At 69.5% G+C, this 22,924-nt stretch carries 18 protein-coding genes and 3 pseudogenes; 15 read left to right on the top strand and 6 right to left on the bottom strand.

The window, feature by feature from the left end; translation table 11 throughout:
* Window positions 1–189: 189 nt before the first annotated feature.
* Both ACFVX4_RS38890 and ACFVX4_RS38885 read right to left on the bottom strand, forming a co-directional pair.
* Window positions 190–1,455: an MFS transporter gene (locus tag ACFVX4_RS38890; RefSeq protein WP_389987313.1), complete on the bottom strand. Its 1,266-nt coding sequence runs from the start codon at window positions 1,453–1,455 to the stop codon at window positions 190–192.
* Between the two features lie 62 nt (window positions 1,456–1,517).
* Window positions 1,518–1,898 (bottom strand): MerR family transcriptional regulator, encoded by a 381-nt coding sequence (locus tag ACFVX4_RS38885; protein ID WP_389987310.1) that lies wholly within the window; start codon window positions 1,896–1,898, stop codon window positions 1,518–1,520.
* Window positions 1,899–1,993: 95 nt separating this feature from the next.
* Here ACFVX4_RS38885 and ACFVX4_RS38880 point away from each other — a divergent pair, with 95 nt between their 5' ends.
* On the top strand, window positions 1,994–3,004 hold the full coding sequence (locus ACFVX4_RS38880; RefSeq protein ID WP_389987307.1) for an alpha/beta hydrolase: 1,011 nt from the start codon (window positions 1,994–1,996) through the stop codon (window positions 3,002–3,004).
* A gap of 304 nt (window positions 3,005–3,308) precedes the next feature.
* Here ACFVX4_RS38880 and ACFVX4_RS38875 read toward each other — a convergent pair whose 3' ends face one another.
* Both ACFVX4_RS38875 and ACFVX4_RS38870 read right to left on the bottom strand, forming a co-directional pair.
* On the bottom strand, window positions 3,309–3,845 hold the full coding sequence (locus ACFVX4_RS38875; protein WP_389987304.1) for an IS3 family transposase: 537 nt from the start codon (window positions 3,843–3,845) through the stop codon (window positions 3,309–3,311).
* Window positions 3,842–4,057 (bottom strand): annotated as a pseudogene (locus ACFVX4_RS38870) (transposase); the annotation flags it as partial. The pseudogene ACFVX4_RS38870 and the gene ACFVX4_RS38875, both read right to left, overlap by 4 nt.
* A gap of 458 nt (window positions 4,058–4,515) precedes the next feature.
* Between ACFVX4_RS38870 and ACFVX4_RS38865 the strand changes: the two are divergent.
* The 11 genes and pseudogenes from ACFVX4_RS38865 (at window position 4,516) to ACFVX4_RS38815 (ending at window position 18,034) form a co-directional block, all read left to right on the top strand.
* Window positions 4,516–6,111 (top strand): hypothetical protein, encoded by a 1,596-nt coding sequence (locus ACFVX4_RS38865; protein WP_389987301.1) that lies wholly within the window; start codon window positions 4,516–4,518, stop codon window positions 6,109–6,111.
* Window positions 6,112–6,375: 264 nt separating this feature from the next.
* Window positions 6,376–8,187, top strand: coding sequence for an amino acid adenylation domain-containing protein (locus ACFVX4_RS38860; protein WP_389987298.1), 1,812 nt, complete (start codon window positions 6,376–6,378; stop codon window positions 8,185–8,187).
* On the top strand, window positions 8,184–9,131 hold the full coding sequence (locus ACFVX4_RS38855; RefSeq protein ID WP_389987295.1) for a chlorinating enzyme: 948 nt from the start codon (window positions 8,184–8,186) through the stop codon (window positions 9,129–9,131). The genes ACFVX4_RS38860 and ACFVX4_RS38855 overlap by 4 nt, the downstream gene beginning before the upstream one ends.
* Window positions 9,124–10,326: an alpha/beta fold hydrolase gene (locus ACFVX4_RS38850; RefSeq protein WP_389987292.1), complete on the top strand. Its 1,203-nt coding sequence runs from the start codon at window positions 9,124–9,126 to the stop codon at window positions 10,324–10,326. The genes ACFVX4_RS38855 and ACFVX4_RS38850 overlap by 8 nt, the downstream gene beginning before the upstream one ends.
* Window positions 10,323–11,720, top strand: a complete 1,398-nt coding sequence (locus tag ACFVX4_RS38845; RefSeq protein ID WP_389987289.1) for an FkbM family methyltransferase — start codon at window positions 10,323–10,325, stop codon at window positions 11,718–11,720. Before ACFVX4_RS38850 ends, ACFVX4_RS38845 begins: the two co-directional genes overlap by 4 nt.
* Before the next feature lies 1 nt (window position 11,721).
* Window positions 11,722–12,572, top strand: a pseudogene (locus tag ACFVX4_RS38840) (thioesterase II family protein).
* The gene (locus ACFVX4_RS38835) at window positions 12,509–13,666 is read left to right on the top strand and encodes an acyl-CoA dehydrogenase family protein (protein ID WP_389987286.1); all 1,158 of its coding nucleotides are present in this window, start codon (window positions 12,509–12,511) and stop codon (window positions 13,664–13,666) included. Before ACFVX4_RS38840 ends, ACFVX4_RS38835 begins: the two are co-directional and overlap by 64 nt.
* Before the next feature lie 192 nt (window positions 13,667–13,858).
* Window positions 13,859–15,157, top strand: a complete 1,299-nt coding sequence (locus tag ACFVX4_RS38830; protein ID WP_389987283.1) for a cation:proton antiporter — start codon at window positions 13,859–13,861, stop codon at window positions 15,155–15,157.
* Window positions 15,158–15,227: 70 nt separating this feature from the next.
* Window positions 15,228–15,646 (top strand): annotated as a pseudogene (locus ACFVX4_RS38825) (transposase); the annotation flags it as partial.
* Window positions 15,647–15,864: 218 nt separating this feature from the next.
* Window positions 15,865–16,317, top strand: a complete 453-nt coding sequence (locus ACFVX4_RS38820) for a hypothetical protein (RefSeq protein WP_389987280.1) — start codon at window positions 15,865–15,867, stop codon at window positions 16,315–16,317.
* Between the two features lie 493 nt (window positions 16,318–16,810).
* A complete protein-coding gene (locus ACFVX4_RS38815) occupies window positions 16,811–18,034 on the top strand; it encodes an FAD-dependent monooxygenase (protein WP_389987277.1) in 1,224 nt (407 codons plus the stop codon).
* A gap of 857 nt (window positions 18,035–18,891) precedes the next feature.
* Here the strand turns inward: ACFVX4_RS38815 and ACFVX4_RS38810 are convergent.
* Complete coding sequence (locus ACFVX4_RS38810; protein ID WP_389987274.1) at window positions 18,892–19,047, bottom strand: hypothetical protein; 156 nt, start codon at window positions 19,045–19,047, stop codon at window positions 18,892–18,894.
* Window positions 19,048–19,978: 931 nt separating this feature from the next.
* On the opposite strand from ACFVX4_RS38810, the gene ACFVX4_RS38805 reads away from it, so the two are divergent.
* Window positions 19,979–20,611 (top strand): hypothetical protein, encoded by a 633-nt coding sequence (locus ACFVX4_RS38805; protein ID WP_389987270.1) that lies wholly within the window; start codon window positions 19,979–19,981, stop codon window positions 20,609–20,611.
* A 360-nt stretch (window positions 20,612–20,971) separates the two neighbouring features.
* Here the strand turns inward: ACFVX4_RS38805 and ACFVX4_RS38800 are convergent, their stop codons facing one another.
* Window positions 20,972–21,220, bottom strand: a complete 249-nt coding sequence (locus ACFVX4_RS38800; RefSeq protein ID WP_389987267.1) for a hypothetical protein — start codon at window positions 21,218–21,220, stop codon at window positions 20,972–20,974.
* Window positions 21,221–21,862: 642 nt separating this feature from the next.
* On the opposite strand from ACFVX4_RS38800, the gene ACFVX4_RS38795 reads away from it, so the two are divergent.
* Together ACFVX4_RS38795 and ACFVX4_RS38790 are read left to right on the top strand one after the other, a co-directional pair.
* Complete coding sequence (locus ACFVX4_RS38795) at window positions 21,863–22,531, top strand: hypothetical protein (RefSeq protein WP_389987316.1); 669 nt, start codon at window positions 21,863–21,865, stop codon at window positions 22,529–22,531.
* Window positions 22,532–22,596: 65 nt separating this feature from the next.
* The coding region (locus ACFVX4_RS38790; protein WP_389987264.1) for a hypothetical protein at window positions 22,597–22,924 on the top strand (328 nt) is incomplete at its 3' end.

Raw genomic sequence — 22,924 nt, 5'->3', positions numbered from 1 at the left:
CTGTCTGCTACACCCTGAGCACGAACCCGGAACCCGGCCCCACCACACCCTGACACACCACCACCCGGCACATCACCTGACAAGTTGACAACGCCGGGGGTCCTACTGTCCGTCAGGACCGGCTGCCTCAAACGCGAAATCACGCTGGGTGCCCTCCCATCACCACTGCCGGCCGGGCCGCACCCCGCCTCACCCCTTGGGCGCGGCAGTGACGGCAGAGCCCCGCTGTGCGCGGTCGTGGTCGCGGGCGTGCATGCGGCTGGGGGACGGGAAACCGGTGCGTCGGGCGAGCACGGCCGTCAGCACGGAGGCGGCGAGCAGGGCGGATGCTGTCCACGGCAGTGCCCCCGAGCCGACGCCGTCCAGGACGGCGCCGCCGAGCAGGGAGCCGCCGGCCATGCCGATGTTCCAGCCGGTGACCCAGAGGGAGTTGGCGGTGTCGGGATCGAGCGGGGCCGCCTTTACCCCCGCGGTCTGTGTCAGGGTCGGAATGCCGCCGTGCGTCACGCCCCAGAACACCGCACCGAGCACCACGGCCACGGTGCTGTGCCCGACCGCGCCGAATACCGCCAAGCACCCGGCGGACAGGGCCAGCAGGCCGATCGTGGCGACCCGCAGCCGACGGTCGGCGGTGGCTCCGGCGATCCAGACGCCGCCCATGGAACCCAGGCCGAACAGGAACAGCACGGTGCCGGTGCCGACCCCCAACCCTGCCTGTTCCACGAAGGGGGCGATGTAGGTGTAGAGCACGTAGAAACCGAGGACCATCAGGAGCGACGCGATGTTGATGGCGGGGATTCCGGGCGTACGTAGGGTGCGCATCAGCCCCGTGCCGCGGTTCGCCGCCTCGCCGGACAGTTGCGGCAGACGCCACAGTGCAGTGGCGGCCAGGGCCACGGCCAGCACGGTGAGCAGCCCGAAGGTGGCGCGCCAGCCGATGAGTCCGCCGAGCGCGGTGCCTGCCGGGATACCGAGCGACAGCCCGACGGTCATGCCGGCCAGCGCGGTGGCGATCGCCTTGCCGCTGCGCTGCGGGGCCAGCCGCGCGGCGTAGGCCGGGACCATGGCCCACAGCAGGCCGGCGAACACCCCGGAAACGACCCGCGCGGCAAGCGTCAGGGCGAAGCCGGTGGACATCGCCGTCACCACGTTGGTGGCGGCGAAGCCGAGGAGCAGCGCCAGCAGCAGGGTGCGGCGGGGCAGGATCAGGGTCCAGGCGGTCATCGGGATCGCGGTGAGGGCTGCGGCCAGTGCGTAGACGGCGATCAGCAACCCCGCACGTGCCTCGCTCACGCCCAGGTCGGCGCTCATCGCGGGCAGCACTCCGGCCGGCAGAGCCTCGGTGAGGATGGTGACGAACGCGGATCCGGCCAGCACCAGGAGCCCACCCAGGGGCCAACTCGCGGTGGTGGACGGAGGATTCGCGGAACGCGGAGAGTGAGTGTCGGAGGTCATGCCCGGAGGCTAAAACCCTCACGTCTACGTGAGGGTCAAATCCGGGCCCCACCGCCCTGCCCTCACGCCTCTACGGTCGCGCGGGCTGCTTTCCGGGCGGCCCGCAGATAGGCGTCGACGGCGTTGCGGTTGCGGGTCAGGCACCGGATGCGGCTGTCGAGGTGCTCCCGCTCGGCGGCCACCTGGTCGAGCATCTGCGCACAGGGGGCTGGCGGCAACAGATCCGACGGGCCGTCCAGGTACGGCAGGATGTCGCGGATGATCCGGGTGGGCAGCCCGCATTCGATCAGCCCGCGGATCTGCCGCACCACCTCGTCGGCGCCGTCGCAGAAGTCGCGATAGCCGTTACTGCTCCGGGCGGGCCGGATCAGCCCCTCCTCCTCGTAATAACGCAGCGCGCGCACGCTGACGCCGGTCATTCGCGAGAGCTCGCCGATCTTCATGTGCTCCACCTCACATCATCTCCGATTGACCCTCACGCTCACGTGAGGGTTCTACGTTACTGCACCTCAGCCCCCGAAAGGAAAGGTCCACCCACATGTCCGACCCGAGTACGACCGACCGCATCGACCCCCAGATCCACCAGGGCCTGCGGAATCTGCACGCGCTGACCGGACCTGGCGGTCTCATCAACTTCGACATCCCGCGCCAACGCGAGCTGTACGAGGAGATGAACCGGGCAGCCCTCGCGGCGCTGCCGCCCAATGACCGGGTGCTGCACGAAGACCTCGCCGTGCCCGGCCCGGCCGGCGGCCCGGAGGTGAACGTACGGGTCTACCGCCCTGCGGACAGCAAGGACACCGCGCCCCTCCCGGGCATCCTGTACATCCACGGCGGCGGCATGATCACCGGCAGCGTCCTGACCGACCACCGGCAGGTGCTGCCCCTCGTCGAGGCGGTCGACGCGGTCGTCGTCTCCGTCGAATACCGCCTGGCGCCCGAACACCCCGACCCAGCCCCCGTCGAGGACTGCTACTCCGCACTGCTGTGGATGTCCCGCAATGCCTCCGCGCTCGGCATCGACCCCGGCAGGCTGGCCCTCTACGGCGGCAGCGCGGGCGGCGGACTGGCTGCCGGCGTCGCCCTGCTCGCCCGCGACCGCGGGGGCCCTCACCTGGCCTTCCAGATGCTGCCCTACCCGATGCTCGACGACCGCAACACGACACCGTCCAGCCACGAGATCACCGACATCGGCATCTGGGACCGTGCCGCCAACCTCCAGGGCTGGCAGGCCCTCCTGGGCGACAGGCTCGGCACCGACCACGTCAGCCCCTACGCCGCCCCTGCCCGGGCCGATGACCTCAGCGGACTGCCGCCCACGTACCTGGACGTCGGCGACCTCGACCTCTTCCGCGACGAAGACCTCACCTACGCCAACCGGCTCATGCAGGCCGGCGTCCCCGTCGAACTCCACGTCTACCCAGGCGGAATCCACGCCAGCGAACTACTCGCCCCCGACGCCGAGCTCAGCACCCGCATCACCGACTACCGCATGACCGCACTCAACCGGGCCCTCAACCCCTCGCCCGCACCGGGCGGACAGCTGTAACCCAGGTCGGCAAGTCCGCGGTACGGGGCGGCGAGCGACGCCCCGCGCCCGGACAGCATCATCGGCCGGGCTGTCGTCTCGGAACTCGAGTACACCAAGTGGGGGGGGATGGCCTGCTAAAAGGTTTTGTAGCGAATGAGGCGAGGCGGCGGGAAAGGGGGGGAAAGAAAACCGCGGAGGGGGGGGGGAAAAAAACAGCGTCCCCACCCCCTTCACCATGCCCCACTCGAACGATCCCTTCGAAAGGCACAACTGTGGGGACTGCTGCACCCGGGTCGCAGGCCACCCCGGCCGCGGACCATCTTCAGCGCGTCGACGACCGGGGAGGCGCGGTGGTGGTCGGCCATGGCGTAGCCGACCACCTCGCGGGTAGCCAGGTCGAGCCAGCAGGCGAGATAGAGCCAGCCCTCGGCGGTGGGCAGGAAGGTGATGTCCCTACCAGTCTGGTTCCCGGCACACTCGCGTGAAAGTCGCGGCCGATCAGGTCCGGGGCCGGTCGTGCCTTCTTGTCCGGCCGCGTCAGCGAGCGTCGCTTGCGGCGATGGGCGCCCTGGATGCCCCTGTCGCGCATCAGGCGGGCGATGCGCTTGCGGTTCACATACCGTCCCAGCCGTCGTAGTTCGGCGTGGATGCGCGGAACGCCGTAGGTCTTCCGGGAGGCGAGATGGATGACGGTGATCTCGTGGGCCAGGGCCTCCTCGGCCGCCTGACGCAGGGCACGGTTCTTCCCCGCGGCGAGCCAGGCGTAAAAGGAGGAACGGGCCACTTTCAACAGCCGGCACAGGAAAGCGACGCCGTGGGTGGTCTTCTCCGCCTCGATGAACGCGTACACCTCGCTCATCGGTCGCTCTCCTTCGCGAAGAAGACCGCGGCTTTTCGCAGCGCCTCGATTGTCTTGGCCTGCTCTGCGTTCTGCCTGCGCAGCCGCTTGAGCTCCTCCCGTTCCGCCGTGGTCAGCTCGCCGGGCCGCCCCTCGCCGTGATCCGCCTTCGCCTGGCGATACCAGTTGCGTAGGGACTCCCGGCTGCCCCCGAGTTTCCGGGCGATCTCGGTGACCGTGCGACCGTGGAGTCCACGAGCGCGATTGCGTCCCGTCTGAACTCCGCGGTGTACCGCTTCGTGTACTTACTTCCCACCGGGTGCTACTTCCTCTGGAACCTCATGTCCCAGTCTCCAGGTGTCCACGATCAAGGGGAAGCTTCACTCCGGGACGCGACTGGCAGAGCGCGACCCGCATCCGCCTTGGACTCGGCGGGGTAATGCTTCATGACCGCGAGATGTCCGTTCTCAGATCCTCAAGATCCATGTCTCAAGTGTCCAAGATCCAGAGTCAAGGCCCTTTTGCATGTCTCCCTATCCAGACGCGCGTAGGCTGTGTGTGACAACAATGTCACTTACGGTTCACTCTCGCCGGGGGTCTTGTGATGCTGGCACAGACAATCGTTCATGAAGGCAGCAACTTACTCTGGGAGGGCTTCTGCACTGGCCCTCTGGTGCTTTCCCATGAAGAGTTGGGTGATATTTCGGTACGGCTGCTGGGAATCGACCTGGCCGGCACGGAAGTCGCAGCGCGTGAGGAGCTGGTGCCTTTCGGGGCCGTCCGCGGCGAGGTACCAGCAATCGTCCTCGGATCGGCCACGACGCTGAAGAAGTGCTACGAGGCGGATCTGGCGCAGCTCGCCCTGGGCAGGTCACCGGACGACTTCTCGGCCTACAACGAGGCCCGCTCGGTATATCTCGCCGCGCCGGGGGACCTGGTGGTCGGGCGTACGGAGCCATGGCGTCAGGCCTTGGCCGCGTCCGAAGCGGTACCGGTGGAGGTCCCCGAGCTGCGCCACTACTACCTCACCCACGCCCTGCTGACTCTGGCCGTGGCCTCGCCGCCGGACGCCCCCGCCGCACCGCTGGCCCGGCTGGTGCGGCAACTACGGGAGGCGCCGCACACTGTGGTGCGGCTCTTCGCGGTCGACCCGGAGGCGCGGGTGCTGCTGTTGTGGCTGAAGCGCGCAGCGGGGCTGGAGCGGCTGCGGATCGACGCCAACGGACCGGATGTGGCCGAGCGGTGGAACCGCAAGACCACGCTCTACCCCACCGTGGAAGTCGCCGAGGGGACGTCCGGCCCCGCGGCGGACGAGGACCCGTACGACACCCTGGCGGCCGAAGCCGCGCTGACTCCCTTCCACCAGGAATTCGGGGTGCTGCTGCCGCGCCTGCCCGGTTACTCCCTCACCCGGGCGGACGCCGACGAGGCCACCATGCGCCAGCGGGTGCGCACGGCGGCCCGGCTGCTGCGGGAGCGTTACGGCCTGGATCTGGGGTGCTTCAAGCCGGCCGAGGCACTGACTGGCAACAGGATCAGGACAGCGGTGCCGCTGGCAGACATCGACGCGCTCGACATGCTCGCCCGTCAGGCGATGCGGACTGGGGAGGACTACGTGCTGGAGGTGCACACCGACTACCTGCGTCACCGTGTCCCCGGTTACGAGTTCATCCTCGCGCCCTCCGCACATGTGGTGGCCGGCCGCCTCGCGGAAGGCGGAACGGTGCAGATCACACGTGGCAGTGTCTGGGAGGGCAGTGTGTACATCGACGAGGAGACCTGTGACGGGTTCGGTATCGCTCCCACCTGGTTCCGCACTGCCCGGCAAGGCATGGCCACCCTGCTGGGCGCGTTCGAGAGGGATGGCCGGAGTCCGGGGTTCGTCAAGGGCGGTGTGGACTTCGCGATCGCCAGGCTGGGCGGCCGGTTCGGGGCCACACCCGTGGTCGCCATGCAGGACCTGAACCTGTCTTCCAACGGTGCGGAGTACGTACGGGCCTTCCTCGCCCAGGCCCGTCGCGCCCTGGATCCGGACCAGCGGCTCTACGCCGCGACCAAGGTGGTCCGCCCCGCCCCGGACACCGATCTGAAGCGGCTGAAAGACAGCACCGACCATGACGGGCCGCACCGGTGGGTCCGGGCCATCACCTCGGTGCCCGGCCGATGGGGAATGATCGGAGTCGCTGGACCATGTCCGCGCCAGGCCGGGCAGGACGTACTGGAACTGGAGCAACAGCTGCACCGGGCGGGTCTGCTGCGCACCAGCCTGCGTGGCACGCCCGCGTGACACCTCGTTTCCGTGCGTAGCAATCGACCGTCGTTCCCTGCGTAGCAATCGCATCACTGGGGCAGGTGTGGCGTCTGTGAATTGAATTCAGGCCATTCGAGTATATGGCCGGTAAGCGCTCTCTTCGGATGATCCCTGCTTGACGTCCTGTTACGGCCGTTGGCACCCTGCTCCAGGATTATTTCCGACGAGGGGAAACGTGTGAATGAATCCGGGAATCTGAGTAACGTAGGTGAATTAACCGAAGCGTGGCAGTCTTCCAAAATGGGCCCCAGTCCGGTCAAGGGAACGGGGCCCTGCTTGCATGAACTGTTCGAAGCGGTGGTGGCGGAGCATCCGGATCGCCGCGCGGTGACCGCGGAAGACGGCACGCTGACTTACCGGCAGCTCGATGAGAAGTCCGGCCGTGTCGCTGATGCACTCATCGCCGCCGGGGTGAAGCCTGGAAATGTCATCGGCCTCTGCAGTGAACGCCATACAGGGCTACTGGTCGGAATGCTGGGAATCCTGAAATCCGGCGCCGCTTATTTGCCGATCGATCCTGAATACCCGGCGGAGCGAATACGCTGGGCGATATCCGACGCCGCATGCCCCGTGATCGTCGTGTCACCGGGACTCGACGACCGGCTCGGGGACCTGCCGGTACGAACGGTGACCACCGATGTCCGGTCGTCGGGCGGGCCGTCACCGCATGCCCCACGTGGCGCGGACACCGACCTGGCCTACGTCATCCATACATCCGGCTCCACCGGCCGGCCCAAGGGCGTCCAGGTCGAACACCGCTCCGCCGTGCGGCTCTTCGAGGCGACCCGTCCGCAGTTCCGCTTCGGCGAGGACGATGTGTGGACGCTCTTCCACTCCGCCGCTTTCGACTTCTCCGTCTGGGAGATCTGGGGCGCGCTGCTGCACGGAGGCCGGCTGGTGGTCGTCCCGACCGGTACGGCGCGCTCGCCCGCCGCTTTCCACCGATTGCTGAGGGACGAGGGCGTCACCGTCCTCAGTCAGACGCCCGGAGCGTTCCGGCGGCTCAGCGCCGCTGGTGCCGAGGCCCCCGCGCTCACCGCCCTGCACACGGTGGTCCTCGGCGGCGAACGCCTGGATCCCGCCTCGCTGCGCCCCTGGTTCGAGCAGTACGGCGACCTGCATCCGCGAGTGATCAACATGTACGGCATCACCGAGGCGACAGTGCACGCGTCCTACCACCCGGTGCTGCGGGCCGACCTGGACCGCGCAGGACCGAGCCCCATCGGTGTTCCGCTGCCCGGCACGGTCTTCCACATCCGGGACGAGACCGGAAGGATGGTACCCGACGGCACGCCCGGTGAGCTCTACATCGAGGGCCCTTCGGTGGCCCGCGGCTACCTGGGCAGGCCCGAACTGACTTCGGAACGGTTCACCGACAGCACCGTACGGACCTACCGCACCGGTGACCGCGTGGTGCGGTTGGACGACGGCGGCTACGGCTACCTTGGGCGCACCGACGACCAGATCAAACTCCGGGGCTTTCGCGTCGAACCCGGTGAGATCGAGGCTCTGCTGACCCGTCACCCGCTGGTCGAGGCTGCCGTGGTCCGGGCGCACGACTACGGCGCGGACGACGTCCGGCTGGTGGCGTACGTAGCCGTCGCGGCCGTGCCCGAGGACCGCGGTTCACCGGGCCTCGGAGCCGAACTGGCCGCGTTCGCCGCCAGAAAGCTGCCGCAGTACCTACGCCCGTCCGCCTACGTCCCGCTGGCTTCGCTGCCCCTGACCGCCAACGGCAAGGCCGACCTCGCCGCGCTGCCTGCCCCCTCGGTGGAAGCGTACGACGTGGAGGCCGTCGCCGCGGACGGCAAGGAGCCGACCGAGGCCCGCATCGCCGCAGTCTGGCGCGCCGTGCTCGGAGTTGAACAGGTCACTCCCGATGCCGACTTCTTCGACCTCGGCGGCACGTCCCTGAGCCTGCTCCGCATGTTCGAGCGAGTGAACACGGCGTTCGGCACCGACCTGGACATCACCGTACTGATCGACGGCGCAACCATCGCCTCCCTCACCTCCCATATCGACACCGCCAGGAAGAACAGAGGAGACGCATGAGCACGGAAACCGGGCGCTTCAGCCTCAGCGAGGCAGAACTCAAGAACTTCCACACGCGCGGATACGCGGGCCCCTTCACTCTTTACGAACCGGACGAGATCAAGCGGCTGTGGGGGCGCCAGCGCCTCCAACTGCTGGATCGCTCCGACGCCGTCTACCAGGACGACGCGGCCGTCTCCGGTGCCACCAACATCGCCAACTACGACCGTCATCTGGACCAGGACTTCCTGGCCGACCACATCGGTCGTCCCGAGATCGTCGACCGGGTCAGCAGTGTCCTCGGCCCCGACGTGCTCTGCTGGCGCAGCGAGTTCTTCCCCAAGCACCCGGGCGACGAGGGCACCGACTGGCATCAGGCCGACACCTTCGCCAACGCCTCAGGCACCCCGCAGATCCTGTGGCCGGGCGGTTCGGACTTCGGCGGCACCATCACCGTATGGTGCGCGTTCAGCGAGGCGACCGAGGAGATGGGGTGCCTGCAGTTCATCCCGGGCACCCACCGCACGATGTTCTACGACGAGAACAAGCGGATGCACTACGACCCCGACTCGGCCAACGCCGTGGACAAGGCAGGGGTGCGGCGCGGCTTCTTCGGCTACGACTACCGGGAATTGCAGGTCGACCCCGACTGGGAACCCGACGAGTCGAAGGCCATCTCCATGGAGATGAGAGCCGGGCAGTTCATCGTCTTCTGGTCCACTCTCATGCACGCCTCGCACCCGCACCTGGGCAAGACCCAGGACATGCGCATGGGGTTCGCCAGCCGCTACGTCCCCACCTCCGTGCGCGTCTACCCCGACACGGAGGCCATTGAGGAGTACGGCGGCCGAGTGAGCCTGGAACGGTACGGTGCCGTTCTGGTCAGCGGCACGGACCGGGAGGGCCACAACCGGATAGCCACCCGCACCACCCGCGAACACTCGTTCCGGCGACGGGATGTCTGAACCGGACGGCGCCGCCGTCGGCCGCGCCGCGCGGGAAGGCGCCGGCGACGCGCTGCGCGACCTCGCGCGGGCGCTGGCCGACACCGCCTCCCTCATCGGCTCGGTACCCGAACAGCTGCGAGTGGCACCGCTGCCGGGCGGCCGCCCCGTCCCTGCCCCGGTGCAGGACACGGTGGACCGGCTGACCGGCCGTCTGGGACTGCCGGGACTGGAGGTCGTATCGAGTCCCAACATCCTGTGGGCCCACGAACTCGCCCTCAGCAGACGGCTCGCGCTCGGTCCGGACGCCCCGGCGGAAGCCGGAGATTCGCTCGCCGAGGCGGTACGCGACGCGATGTCCGGGCCGCCCGGCGAGCCGGTGGTGCTGACCGCACGGGACGGCACCCCGCTGCGCGCCTACGCCGCGGGCCGCCCCGGCTGCCCGACGGTCGTCGCCGTGCCACCGAGCGGGATGCCCGTCGGCCTGGTCACCCCCTGGCTGCGGGCGCTGTCGGGCTCGTACCGGGTGCTCACGTGGGAGAGCAGGGCCCTGTTCGCGGCCCGGGGCAAGGCCGACCTGCCGCCGCTGCTCGGCCACGACCTGACGACACAGGGTCAGGACCTGCTGGACGTGCTCGACGGTTTCGGCGTCGCCGAGGCACACGCGCTCGCACTGTGCGGCGGCGCCGCGATCGCCCTGGCCGCCGCCTCGGTCTCACCCCGCGTCACCTCACTGAGCCTGTGGCACGGGGACTTCGAACTCGGCGGGGAAGCACCGAAGACCCAGCACCAGAGGGACGTCCAGGCGATGCTGGCCATGGTCGGGCGGGGCCGGGAGCAGGCCACCGCGATGCACCGGCTGATGCGCCGGCCCACCACGCTGGACACCCTGCGGCCGGATGTCGCGCACCACCTCGTCCATCCGTACGCCTCGCCGGAACTGCTCTACCGCTACGGCCTGCTCAACGGTTCCATCATGACCACCGACTGCCGTCCGCTGCTGGCCTCGGTGGACCGGCCGACGCTGGTGGTCACCAGCCGACAGGACGCCACCGCCCATCCGGAGGGTTCGGTGCGGGCGGCCCAGGTCCTGCCGCACGGCACGCTCCGGCTCCTCCCGCACGGCGACCACCTCACCGCGTTCGACGCCGGGCCACACCTGGTCCGCATCGCGGAGGAGTTCATCCGCGACCCCTACCAGAGAGTCGGGACATGACCGGATTCATCCACGTCGGGACCAGCACCGAGCAGATGCTGGCGAAGGCGCTGCGCACCGACAGCACGGTCTCGGACGCGGCCGTATCGCAGGACCTGACCGGCCACCTCACCGCCCGGGTGGTGCCCGACCCCCGGCACGCGCCCGAGCTGCACCGGGCCGTCACCCTGGAGGCCGCGGGGCGGTCGGCGGGCCTGGACTGGCACGAGCCGGCGGACGACCTGCGCGTGGCCGGGATCAACCGCACCGAGAGCGACTTCCTGTACCGGGAGATATTCACCGACAATGCCTACCTCCGGCACGGCATCGACCTGCCCGACGACGCGGTGGTCGTGGACGTCGGCGCCAACATCGGGATGTTCACGCTGTACGCCGCACGGCACAGCCCCAGAGCTCGCGTCATCGCCGTGGAACCGATCGCCGAACTCGCCACCGCCACCGCCCTCAACGCCGAGCTGCACGGCGTGGATGCCATCGTGCACACATGTGCGCTCGGTGCCGCGCCCGGCGAGACCGAACTGACCTACTATCCACGCAACAGCGTCATGTCCGGCCGGTACGCCCACGCGGACGAGGATCTCGCGGTGTTGCGCGGATACCTGCTCACCGGTGAAGGCAGCGAGCCGGGCCGCCAGCTCGACAGGGTCGCCGCCGGCCGTATGAGAGCGGAACGGCGGATCTGTGAGGTGCGCACCCTCTCAGCGATCGCGGCAGAGGCCCGCCTCGCCACCATCGACCTGCTGAAGATCGACGTGGAGAAGGCGGAGGCCGATGTCCTCGCGGGCATCGAGGAGGCGCTGTGGGACCGAATTCAGCAGGTCGTGCTGGAGGTGCACGACCTGGACGGCCGGCTGGCCCAGGTGACCGAACTGCTGCGCGCCAAGGGCTTCGACGTCACCTGCGACCGCGATCCCCGTCTGGTACTGACCCCGTGTCACAACGTGTACGCACGCCGAACGGGCGCCCGAGTCGCAGCATCGCCGCCCCCGGGCCACCACCGCCCGGTCACGGTCCGGCATCTCGAACGGCGGCTGCGGGATCACCTCGCACACCACGCAACCGGTCTGCCGCTGCCCGACCGGTTCACTCCGGTGGCCATCCTCCCGGAGCCGGCGGCCACCGCTCCGGTCGTGCTCGAGCAGCCATCCGGTGCCCTGCTCCCCGCAGGCTCCCGCGCAGCCGTACTCGCCGACATCTGGACCGGCATCTTCGGGCCCGGATCCGACCGGCCGGACGCGGACTTCTTCGACCTGGGAGGCGACTCCCTCACCGCCGTACGGCTGCTCGCCCAGCTGGAGGAAAAGCTCGGTGAGGAGGCGCTGGCCCCCGACCTGATCTTCACCTCCGGCACGTTGGGGGCGCTCGCCGCCGCGGTCGAGGAATCCGGCCGCTGACGTGCCCAGGGCATCCGGCACCACCTGGTTCCACCGGCCGCTGCCCCGCTCCGGCGCACGGCTGCGACTGGTGTGCGTACCGTACGCCGGAGGCGGCGCCGCGGTGTTCCAGGACTGGCCCGCCCGGCTGCCCGCCGACACCGAGGTGGTCGCGGTACGGCTGCCGGGCCGGGAGAGCCGGCTGGCGGAGCCCCCGCACACCCGGTGGCCGAACTGGCAGCAGCGCTGGCCGCCGAGATCGCCCCGCCGTACGTGCTGTTCGGCCACAGCATGGGCGGGATGCTCGCCTATGAACTCGTCCGTCTCCTCGGGAGTGCGCCCGCCCTCCGCCGAGCGGCGGAAGGGCATGCGCGGCACGGGCCGTTGCCCGAACGGCTGGTCCTCGCCGGCTGCCGGGCACCGGACGTGCCGCGTCCCCTGCCGGCCGTCCACGACCTGCCGGACCCGCGCTTCTACGAAGAGGTGGGGCGAATGGCCGGCACACCGAGCGAAGTCCTGGACAACCCCACGCTCCTGTTCCTCCTGGCCCCGGTGCTCAGGGCCGGCCTGGGGCTGGCGGAAACCTGGCCGCCGACGGCCGTCGCGCGGCCGGTGCCCGTACCGCTGACGACGTTCGCCGCGGCCGACGACTCCATGGCCTCGCCCGCGGCGGTAACCGCCTGGCGGCGGCACGCGCCGCACGGCGTACGCGCCCACCATCTCCCCGGCGGTCACTTCTTCCTGAGCGAATCCGCCGGGCTGTTCCTGCGCCTCCTGGGCGAGGATCTGGCCGAGAGAGGACCATCGACATGCGATCCCCTTACTTCACCGAGGAACACCAGCGGTTCCGCGCCCATGTGCGAGCCTTCCTGACCGAAGAGGTCGCTCCCGGCGCCGACACCTGGGAACGGGAGCGCGGCCTGCCCCGTGCGCTGTGGAAGAGCCTGGGCGAGCAGGGGCTGCTGGGGCTGCTGCACCCGCGCGCCGCGGGCGGCGGCGAGCATGATCTGTTCACCTCCGTGGTCTTTCTGGAGGAGCTGGGCCGTATGGGGTATGGAGGACTCCGCGCGGCAGTCTCCGTCCACGCCTACATGGCGACGCACTATCTGGCGGCGGCGGGAGGCAGGGCGCTGCAGGACGCCTACCTCGCCCCGGCGGTACGGGGAGAGCGCGTCGCGGCCCTCGCGCTCACGGAACCGGGGGCGGGTTCGGATCTGTCCGGGCTCACGACCTGCGCCGAACGGGACGGCGACCACTTCGTCCTACGTGGCACCAAGACCATGGTGAGCAACGGCATGGCCGCCGATTTCCACGTGGTGGCCGTGCGCACCGCCCCGGAAGCCTCAGGTGCCCGGGCCGGTACCACAGGGCTGTCCCTGTTCGTCGTGGATGCCGCGCTGCCCGGCGTCGGCGCCACCCCTCTGGAGACCCTGGGCTGGCGCGCGGCGGGCACCGCCACGGTGGTCTACGACGACGTACGCGTGCCCGCCGGCCGGATCATCGGTCGCCGGGACAGCGGTTTCTACTACCTCATGCGAGGTCTGCAGCTGGAACGGCTCGTGGCAGCGGTCCTCGCGCTGGGGGAGGCGGACCGGCTGCTCGCCGACATCCGGCGGTGGGTATCCGGGCGGGAACTCTTCGGCGGTGCGCTCGCACGTCTCCAGGCTCCGCTGCACCGGATCGCGGACCTGGCGACCGAACTGGAGGCGGCCCGCCAGCTGGTACACCACACGGCTTGGTGCTACCAGCGGGGCGAGCTCCCGGCGACGGAATGCTCCATGGCCAAGCTCTACACCACCGAGCTGGCCTGCAGGATGGCCGACGCGAACCTGCACCTCCAGGGTGCGCACGGCTACCTCGACGGCGCGGACGCCGCACGGGCCCACCGGGACACACGGGCGGCGACCATCGCGGCGGGTCCGAGCGAGGTCATGCGCGACATCATCGGACGATCCCTGACGCGGTGAGTGTTCGTCCGCCGAACGGCCCCTGGCAGCGCTGTCCCGGGCCGAGCCGCCAGGGGCCCTCGGCCTTCCTCGCGCAGCAACGGGGAAGCACCCGAGCCGAGCCGTCCCGGCTCCACGACAGCACGGCCGTGAAACGGCGGCCGGAACCCGTCGCCCGACCCGTATGCAGGCAACAGGAAGGGCCGACCCGTCATGCGCGCCATCAACCTCGTGCTGCACACGGCACACCTGGCCGCGGCACTCGCCGTGCTACTGCTGATCGCCTGGGCGGGACGGAGCGCCGCTCGGGCCCTACGACAGCCCGACGTCATCGGCGAGATCACGGCGGGCCTGCTCGCGGGACCTGCCGCCCTCGCTCTCCTCGGCCCCGGCCCGTTCGACGCCACGCTGCCCCGGCCGGTCCTCGACCACCTGGGCGTCATCGGCAAGGTCGGTCTCGTTCTGTTCCTCACCGGCCTGGCCCACCACATGCGCGGCGGTCCCGACGGGCCGCCGCGCACCGCGACCCTGTGGGTGTCGGCGGGAGCTCTGGCACCGTCGCTGCTGTGCGGCGCTCTCCTGGCCTTCTGGGTGGTCGCCGAGGGCGGCGCCACCGTCCGGGGCACCGCGTCCCTGCCCGCCTTCGTCCTCATGACTGCAGTGTCCCTGGCTACCAGCGCCGTGCCGGTGATGGCCGGGATCATCTCCGCTCGGCGCATGGAAGGAACCACTGCCGGGCCGCTTTCCCTGGCCGCAGCCGTCGTCACCGACTCCGTGGGCTGGCTGCTGCTGACAGCCGCGATCTGCCTCGACGCGGGCAGTCCCAGCGGGCTCCTCCGCTGTGTGCAGGCACTCTGCCTCGGCCTGGTCTGCGCACTGTCAATCCGCTACGGGCTGCTTTCGCGCCCCGCGCGAAGCATCTGCGCGCGGGCCCCGCACAGCACGGCGGTGCTGCTCGGCGCCGTCGCCGTCGCCGTCGCGCTTGCCATGGAACACCTGGGGATGACCGCCGTACTCGGCGCGGCCCTGGTCGGCCTGTCGATTCCGGCGAAGCGGTCCGCGCCCTGGCACCGTGCCGTGGCGTCCGTCTCCCGCGCCGGACGCGCCCTGGTACCCGCCTTCTTCGTCGTCACCGGTGTCACCGTGTTCAACGGGTCGTTCTCAGCCGCCCCATGGAGCCTGATAGCCCTCGCACTCGTCCTCGGTGTGCTCGGCAAGACGGCCGGCGGCTACTTCGGGGCCCGGCTCGGCGGACAATCGCGCCAGGTCTCGCGCCAGGTCGGCGTACTGATGAACACACGCGGGCTGACCGAACTCATCGTCCTGCAAGTCGGCTACAGCACCGGAATCCTCACCGCGCCGATGGTCCTGGCCCTGGTGGTGATGGCCCTGGTGACGACCGCCATGACAGGGCCGCTTCTCTCCCTCCTCGAACGCGCCGGTATCCCTTCGCAGACTGCACCGGAACTCGAAGCCACCATCAGAGACACGTCCTACGGACACGGGAACTGACGCCTGAGGCTGATCCTTTGGAGTGGACATCCTGACAATGGATTCTGATGGTCCAGGAAGGGATGTCCAGGTGGGACGCAAGTCTCCGTATCCGGAGGAGTTCAGGAAGGACGCCGTCGCGCTCCATCGTGCAGCGGGCGGCAAGCACACGTATGCGGCGGTGGCCGCGGAGCTCGGTATCACCGCCGAGTCGCTGCGGATGTGGGTCCGCAAGGACGAGTCCCGGGCGGCGCCCGAACATCGTACGACGGGAGTGCGGCCGAGGAGGAGCCGGCCCGGCTGCGATATGCGGAGAAGGAGTGGCAGCTGGAGCGCGAGATCCTGCGCCGGGCAGCCGCCTGTTTCGCCCGGGAGGTGAAGTGAGCCGCCCTCCGCTGGGACTTCCTCTCCGGCAACCGCGCCGACTTCGGCGTCAAGCGGATCTGTCGAGTCCTGGGCGCCTCCCGCTCCGGCCACTACCGGCGCCTGGCCACCCAAGAGGCCCACGTGTGCTCGCTGCGGGCGGACGACTCCGACGGTGTGCCGTGCACGACCGACCCATACGAACTGGTGGCCCAGGTAAGGGACTTGGACCGGGTGACGGTGTTCGCCACCTACGCCGCCGTCGGCCTGGGCATTCTGCAGCGCGCTCACAGTGCCGGCCTCGGTGCATGGGACCTGATGCTCGGCATGCGCTGGGCATCTGGACAGGTGGGAGGGAGCGTTCGATGAGTGCGGACGCGTACACCGAGGGCGTGCTGGGGCGGGCGGCGGCGGAGGTGGGTAGGGGTGCTGCGGATGCGGTGCTGGCGGTCGCAGTGCGGTCGTATCCCCACTTCACCGTACATGCCCGCTTCGAGAGCGGGATGACCGAGGCGGTGGTGCCCGTGCTCTGGTCGGTGATCGGCTGCGGGGGGCGGGAGGCGTACCCGGCCCGGCTGGAGGAGTTCATCGGCCGGTACCAGGCACGGTTGGCACGGCTCTACACGGACTACGGGCCCGGATCGGCGATCGCCGGGCACGGACGGTACGAGCTGCTCGCGCACCCGGTGTCACTGATCGCTCTGGAACGCCTGACAGCTGTCCGGTTCGCGCTGGCCGGACGCTGGGAGGACGAGCTGCCCGAAGCCTGGCTGGTGGACCTCGGCAGTGCATGGGGCATCCACGTGCCAGGGACGTAGGAAGAGCGAGCCAGGTCCGTCGTACGCGACGGCGGCGTCGGGCGTGCTCCGCGCAGCGGAGTGGAGGGGTTATGTGCCTGATCCGAGGCGGCTGAAGGCCCAGCGGAGCACCTCCTGGTCAACGCGAGGGCGGCCGGTGCGAGTGCGGGCGGTGAGGCGGGGCCCAGTTACGGAAGTTGCCGTGGGCGGGCGCGGCTGTCGGCTGACGCCGCTCGGGCCATTCTGGGTGCCAGGTACAGCGAGAAGGGTTCAAGGTGTCCGCTATCAGCGGGCCCGTCCATGGCGGCAGTCCCGTGTGCGGGTTTTTTTCTTCCGCGTTGCTCCCCTTGCTGGGGAGACAACGTCTTCACTGATCGACCACATCGCGGTCCGCTGCCGCCCGCGAGGGCGATGTGCAACCTTTGCAAAGATACCTGAGGTACGTATCTTTTTGCTCGTCCGGTGCGTACCACCGACGTGCCGGCGGGGATGCCCGCCGGGGAAGTGAGAGGCCATGAACACCGTGTCACGCCCCGCCCGTCGCGTACTGGTCTCCGGAGCGAGCATCGCGGGCCCCGCGGTCGCGTACTGGCTCGACCGGTACGGCTTCGAGGTGACCGTCGTCGAGAAGGGCGCCGCCGTGCGCGGGGGCGGCTACGCCATCGACATCCGCGGCACCGCCCGCACGGTCGTGGAGCGCATGGGGCTGCTGCCGCGCCTGCGCGCCGCCCACGTCGACAGCCGGCGGATCACCTTCGTCGACCCCGTCGGGCGGACCATCGGCTCGCTGCGCCCGGAGCAGATGACCGGCGGCGAGGCCGGTCGCGACCTGGAGGTCCGGCGTGGCGATCTGACCGACGCCCTCCAGGAGCCGCTGCGCGACCGGGTCGAGTTCCTCTTCAAGGACTCCATCGCCGCGCTGGACGACGACGGGGACACCGTCCACGTGGTACTCGAAAGCGGCGCCCGCCGCAGCTTCGACCTCGTGGTCGGCGCGGACGGGCTGCACTCGAACACACGCCGGTTGGTCCTCGGCCCTGAGGGGCCCTTCCACCACTATCTCGGGCACGTCTTCGCCGGCTTCACCCTCCCGAACGGGTTCGGCCTCGCCCACGAGGGCGTCATCTGGAACGACGTCGGGCGCGGCGCGGTCCTCTATGCGCACGAGCCCGCCGAACGCGTCCACGGTTTCCTCACCTTCACCCGCCATGTCCCGCCCTTCGAGGCCTTCCGCGATCCACGGGCCCAGCGCGAACTGGTCGCCGCGCGCTTCCCGGAGCGGGTCTGGCACGTACCGCGTCTGGTGGAGGCGATGCGGGACGCCGATGACCTCTTCTTCGACATCGTCAGCCAGATCCATCTGCCGACCTGGTCGCGCGGGCGCGTGGTGCTCGCGGGCGACGCCGCGCACGCCACCTCGTTCCTGTCGGGTCAGGGGTCGAGCGTCGCTCTGGTCGGCGCGTACGTCCTGGCCGGCGAGCTGGCCGCGCACTCCGACCACACCGCCGCCTTCGCGGCCTACGAGCGTCGGATGCACCCCTTCGCCGAGCGCAACCAGGCGCTGGCCACCAGTGGCGGCACCGTGGTGACACCGACGACGCGGGAGCAACTGGAGTTCCGAAACGCCCTGTTGCGCGATCCGGGGTCCGTCGCGAAGGAGATGGCGACGGCGGGCGCGCAGGCGGGCCGGGCCGCGCACTCGAACCTGCTGCTGCCGGACTACGCCGGGGCGCTGTGACGCCCCGGCCCGCCCTCACCCCTCCCCCGCCCTCCTCGGCATCACCACGGACACCCACGACGGCCGCCACCAGCACCACCACCAACGCCGTCACCCAGGTGATCCGCATGGCGTGGGCGAATCCGTCGTACGCCGCCCAGGCCACCGAGCGGGCCTGTGCGACGTGGCCGCGTGCGCCGAGGTCCTGGGCAACCTGGAGGGTGGCGGTGACCGATCCCTGTGTCCGGTACGCCAGTTGGGTGTCCAGGCCGTCGACGGCGGGGGCGATGCGGGAGCCGTAAACCGCGTTGAGCACCGCCTGCCGGCCGCCGAGTCCGGCACGGCCTCCGCCGTCAACAACACCGTCCGCCAGGTCGGCGGCCCCCTCGGCGCTCCGTCCTCGACTCAGGGCCTGCCGGTCCGGCACCCACGGACGGCCCCGCACCCGCTTCGGCGCCAGCTGCGGCGGCAACGGCTCGATCAACAACTACAACTCGTCCGACACGATCCACGCGACTGCCCCCTCATACCCCCAAACCCACCACCAAGCAGACAGGCCGACCGTGCCCGGCTGACACAGGAGTCGCTGTTTCGATCCTCACTTGGTGGTGCGTGGACTCGCACCGCAATTCGAGCACCTGATCTACAAAGTGAGTGACGCCCTTCCGTTTCCCTGACCACGGAGCGCCGGACATCGTCCATCGCCTCGCACAGCCCGGCCGTTACCTCCTGGGCGCGGGCGGCGGTCAGGAGCGGCCGGGCCGGTCCAACGACGTTGTACTGGTCCTCGTTGTGCTCGCCCATGGCTCCGTCCTCCACGCCGGCGGGCCCGACCAGGGCGTACGAGGACACGGGTTCTGTCCTACAACCTCACAGCCCTACCCCGCTTCGGAGTTCCTGAGAAGCCAGCTGATCTCCATCCGGGTCTCCTCGCCGATGTCGAACAAGGGCTCCAGGATTCCCTCGTACATGGGGTCCGTTCCCAGAGGGCTGTGGTCCGCCAGGCGGCAGGACCACGTTTCCTGCTCAGTCATCGACCGCGCGGAGTCCATGAGTCGGATGTCGCGGTGTGCGGCCCAGTCCGATGATGAGTTCCTGGCGTTCCTCATCGGCCCTCTTCCGGTAGGAAGGGTCTTTCCGGGCGACAAGGAGCCGTTCGACCGGAATGGCCAGTGCTCCGCGCAGCTGGCCAAGGCTGGGCTCTTCGCAGAGTTCCCCCACCTTCGAAGCGGACAATGCGGGGGCACCGGTCACCAGCCGGTCAAGGGCCGTGATCCCGAGGACCGTGTGGGCACTTGCGTAGCGCCAGGCCGTCAGGCCCAGCTCGCGTTCGTAGCGGTAGGCCCCTGAGCGTGCGTCGTTGACAGCTTCGACGTGATGCTGGAACGGCCGCCCCTGTCGTACTCCTCAGCAGTCTCCATCTGGGCGCTGAGCCGGTCCACGAGAGCGAGCGTGGATCGCCACTCGGATTGGATGGCGTTGCAGGCCCGGTACAGGGACCGCAGCGCCTGCACTTCCGTCGTCGTGATCGGTGCCGAGCCGGATAAGCATGGGAACCGCACGGGCCCTCCTCTTCCGTTGCATGTTGTACGAGATCGGCACGCTACCCGTGGCCGGGAGACCGACGCAGGTCAATGCCGCAGTAGCCGCCGCGAGGACATAGCGCTCATCCACCCGCCCCTGGCCGACCACGAGTCACTCGCCCCATGGTCGACCACCCCGAGCGCCCCGAGAGGTTCGTGTGGCCGCTGAACCCCCACTGGCGATATCCGTCCGCGGAGGCCGGATCTCGGTTTCCTTGAGGGGATCCCCTGCAGCTCGTCGTCTCGCTACGGTCGGCTCATGACCAATGACGGCGTAGTCGTGGATAAGGCGATCCGTGCAGCGTGAGACTCGTACCGGGTCTTGGAGAACCGGACTTCCGCCAAGGAGCGTCAGCAGGCGCAGCAGCGGGTTCAGGCGGCGATGGACACCTACGGGCGTGAGGAGGTGTCCCGGGGCGCGGTCTTTCTGGTGGGTGTGCTGACCGCTCACCTGATAGCTCAGCAGGAGGGTGGGGAGGGCGGTCTTGATCCGCTCAGTGATCTGATCCCGGGCGTGATCCGCAGACTCCCTACCTTTGAGATGGCCGACCCGGCTCAGGTACCGATGGCTGCCGGTGTCCTCCTGGCCGCGGCGATGGGGATGGACAGCGCGGCGTGGCGCGACCGGTTCGGGCCGATCCTGCCGAAGGAAGCCCTGGTTCACACCTTTGTGCTGTGGCTGCTCGCCGACCTCTTCGACTTCACTGCCGAACAGCCCGGCGCCGTCGACCGGCTCATACGGGAGGCCTTCGACATCGGAGTGCTTCGCGAAGAGCCCGAGCAAGGAAGGTGTTCGCAGCCGTTCCTGGATGGTGAACGACGGCTGCGTACACGATCCGGCCGCCCACCTGGAACCGCATCGCGGGCGCGGCCGCAGGGCGTACCCGCGTCATCCATCCGCAACCACTGCACCCAGCCACAGCCAGGCCCAGCGGTTGAGATGGTCAGACTCGCGGGGTCTCCGCACCAGGTGCGTGAACTGCCGGTTCAACCTTCTGCGCCCGGAGTTCCCTGACCTCAGCCTGAAGGTCTGTGAGTTGCCGGTGAAGTGCCTGAATCGCCACGATCGCGACGCCGTTGGCATCGGTGCAGCAGATCGTCTTGTCGTCGACTCCCAGGCCCAGGTGGGCCCGCCAGTCCTGTGCCATCGGCCCCAGGTGGCGCACTTCGTCGTCCTCCCACCGGTACCGCCATGTGCTCACAGGTAGGCCGACCACCGCGGCGAGGACATCGAACCCGCTCACGCCGTCACCCGCCTCTGCGACTGTTTCCCGGGAGGCTGTGGACGTCATTCCAGCGGGATTGGGTGTGTCGGGGTGCAGGCGCGCCCGGTAGGCCCGAATGCCAGCGATCCGGGCGCGGTGAAGGCGTTCGGTCAGCGATCCCATCGCACCGGGCTCACGCTGGTCTTTACGGCCCGGTCTGAGAACAGCAGACTGCCCAGCGGGACGAACTGAGCGGAGACCTCGGGGTCGCCGTCGGCCGGGGCGGCGCTCTGCTCCACTGCCCGAACCTGCGCGGGCTCGACGGCCTCGGCCGCCGAGGCTGCGCCCAGGCACACCGACACGGCGGCGATCGCAGCGGAGGACACTGCGGCAAGCCGGGTAGCTGCAGTAAGAGACATGAAGCACGCTCCAGGTTAGTCAGAGATCAGATCAACCAGGCAACGACACCGCCCCCCGTCGGTCACGGGCAGCACGACCACACGTTGACGAGACCCAGGGGGCCGAATCAGAGCGCTTCGCGAAGAGCCCGAGCGAGGAAGTTGTTCGCAGTCGTTCCGGGATGGTGAACGACGGCTGCGTACACGGTCCGCCCGCCCGCCTGGAAACGTCGGGCGCGTGCACGCCGGGGCCTGATGATGTACGGCCGGGTGCCGTTGACGACCAGGCCCAAGCCGTGCCGACCGACGCCGCCCCTGCCGGTAAAGACGACTCAGGTGGTCGGCTGGACCCGTGCACCGCCTGCGCCTGGCGGGAGAACCGTCCCGGGCACGGGTCCGGACCCCGGCACGGCCGGTGGGTTGTCACCGGGGCCCAGGTGCTGCGGCTGCGGGAGCTGCTGGATCTCTCGCAGCGTCTCGGCGACTGGCGCGGTCCCGGACATGCCCCTTGAGCTGGGGTTGGTGCAATCCAACGCCGTTTTTTGGAACCGAAGTTGCTGAGACAGGACCCGGACATTCACAGGATCATTTCAGGATCGAATCGGCCCTAGTGTCATCGGTGTCAGCAGGAAACACCGCAACCGACAGTCGCTGGAGATCATGATGCGTTCGCGTCTCGCCGCCCGTTCCGCCCGTCTCGTCCTGGCCGCCGCGGCCGTGACGGCCCTCGCCGCCACCACCACCGCCTGCGACCCCGACGACGTCGCGGACGCCGGCATCTCCGCGGCCCCCTCCGCCGTCGCCTCCGCCGGCAGCGGCGGGAGCGACAGCCCCTCCACCAGCGGCTCCAGCACCGGCGACTCCAACTCCAGCGGCTCCACCGACAAGGCCGTCGACTCCGGCGACGGCAAGAAGGGCGGCTACGGGCAGGCCTGCGGCACCAACGACCTGGACTTCACGATCACCTCGGAGTCCCAGGCCGGCGGCTACTACCTCGTCACCGCCAAGGCCAAGTCCGGCATCACCTGCTACCTGGAGATCAACACCCCCAGCGTGTCCTTCGGCTCCGGCGCCGACGGCGTCGCCTCCCCCGTCGGACAGGGCGGCGAAGACCCCATCAAGCTCACCGGCTCCACCGTCGCATACACCGGTATCAGCCCCAAGACCACCAACAGCAATGCCGGCAAAGAGTTCGAGAACGTCATCATCGCCACCACCGACGACGATCCCAACCCCGCCGAACTCAAGCTCCCCGACACCGCCAACGTCGACAAGCCCATCGTCACCAACTGGGCCACCAACCGCGCCGAGGCCGTCCCCGTCATCGTCTGACGAGCCGGACCGGGACCGTCGATGTCGCGCTCCACACCACGGCGTCCGTCGACACGGTGCCCGTCATGCTCGCCGGTATCCGTGCCGCCGCCCTGCCCGGGATCGATCTCGCTCCGGCCCGGCGGTGGCTGACCGCGCTCGCCGCCGAGGGCGGCTGGGACTGCGACTGGTACATCCCGCCGGCCTACGGCGCCGACGAGATCGGCGCGGCCATCGGCCGTCGCCAGAGGAGCGGACAGAGCTCGACTCAGCTGGCCGGAGCGCTAGGCCCTGTCGTCAAACTGCCGTCTGCCGTGCGGGGGTTTGTGGCTTTTTGTCGCCCGCTCCCGACCCCCCTAGGACCGCCCCCCCGGGGAACAACGCCACTTTTCAAAAACACCCCCGTCTTTTTGG

The sequence above is a fragment of the Streptomyces sp. NPDC058240 genome, assembly GCF_042882135.1.
In the GTDB taxonomy this organism is placed as follows: Bacteria; Actinomycetota; Actinomycetes; order Streptomycetales; family Streptomycetaceae; genus Streptomyces.
Note: the sequence above shows the minus strand (reverse complement) of the source record. Positions and strands in the feature narration are given on the sequence as shown.

Coding starts and splice junctions, on each gene's coding strand:
- ACFVX4_RS38890 (WP_389987313.1), bottom strand. CDS start 1,455: ATGACCTCCGACACTCACTCTCCGCGTTCCGCGAATCCTCCGTCCACC.
- ACFVX4_RS38875 (WP_389987304.1), bottom strand. CDS start 3,845: ATGAGCGAGGTGTACGCGTTCATCGAGGCGGAGAAGACCACCCACGGC.
- ACFVX4_RS38885 (WP_389987310.1), bottom strand. CDS start 1,898: ATGAAGATCGGCGAGCTCTCGCGAATGACCGGCGTCAGCGTGCGCGCG.
- ACFVX4_RS38845 (WP_389987289.1), top strand. CDS start 10,323: ATGACCGGATTCATCCACGTCGGGACCAGCACCGAGCAGATGCTGGCG.
- ACFVX4_RS38820 (WP_389987280.1), top strand. CDS start 15,865: ATGAGTGCGGACGCGTACACCGAGGGCGTGCTGGGGCGGGCGGCGGCG.
- ACFVX4_RS38795 (WP_389987316.1), top strand. CDS start 21,863: ATGCGTTCGCGTCTCGCCGCCCGTTCCGCCCGTCTCGTCCTGGCCGCC.
- ACFVX4_RS38805 (WP_389987270.1), top strand. CDS start 19,979: ATGGACACCTACGGGCGTGAGGAGGTGTCCCGGGGCGCGGTCTTTCTG.
- ACFVX4_RS38860 (WP_389987298.1), top strand. CDS start 6,376: ATGGGCCCCAGTCCGGTCAAGGGAACGGGGCCCTGCTTGCATGAACTG.
- ACFVX4_RS38850 (WP_389987292.1), top strand. CDS start 9,124: ATGTCTGAACCGGACGGCGCCGCCGTCGGCCGCGCCGCGCGGGAAGGC.
- ACFVX4_RS38830 (WP_389987283.1), top strand. CDS start 13,859: ATGCGCGCCATCAACCTCGTGCTGCACACGGCACACCTGGCCGCGGCA.
- ACFVX4_RS38855 (WP_389987295.1), top strand. CDS start 8,184: ATGAGCACGGAAACCGGGCGCTTCAGCCTCAGCGAGGCAGAACTCAAG.
- ACFVX4_RS38835 (WP_389987286.1), top strand. CDS start 12,509: ATGCGATCCCCTTACTTCACCGAGGAACACCAGCGGTTCCGCGCCCAT.
- ACFVX4_RS38880 (WP_389987307.1), top strand. CDS start 1,994: ATGTCCGACCCGAGTACGACCGACCGCATCGACCCCCAGATCCACCAG.
- ACFVX4_RS38815 (WP_389987277.1), top strand. CDS start 16,811: ATGAACACCGTGTCACGCCCCGCCCGTCGCGTACTGGTCTCCGGAGCG.
- ACFVX4_RS38810 (WP_389987274.1), bottom strand. CDS start 19,047: ATGACTGAGCAGGAAACGTGGTCCTGCCGCCTGGCGGACCACAGCCCT.
- ACFVX4_RS38800 (WP_389987267.1), bottom strand. CDS start 21,220: ATGTCTCTTACTGCAGCTACCCGGCTTGCCGCAGTGTCCTCCGCTGCG.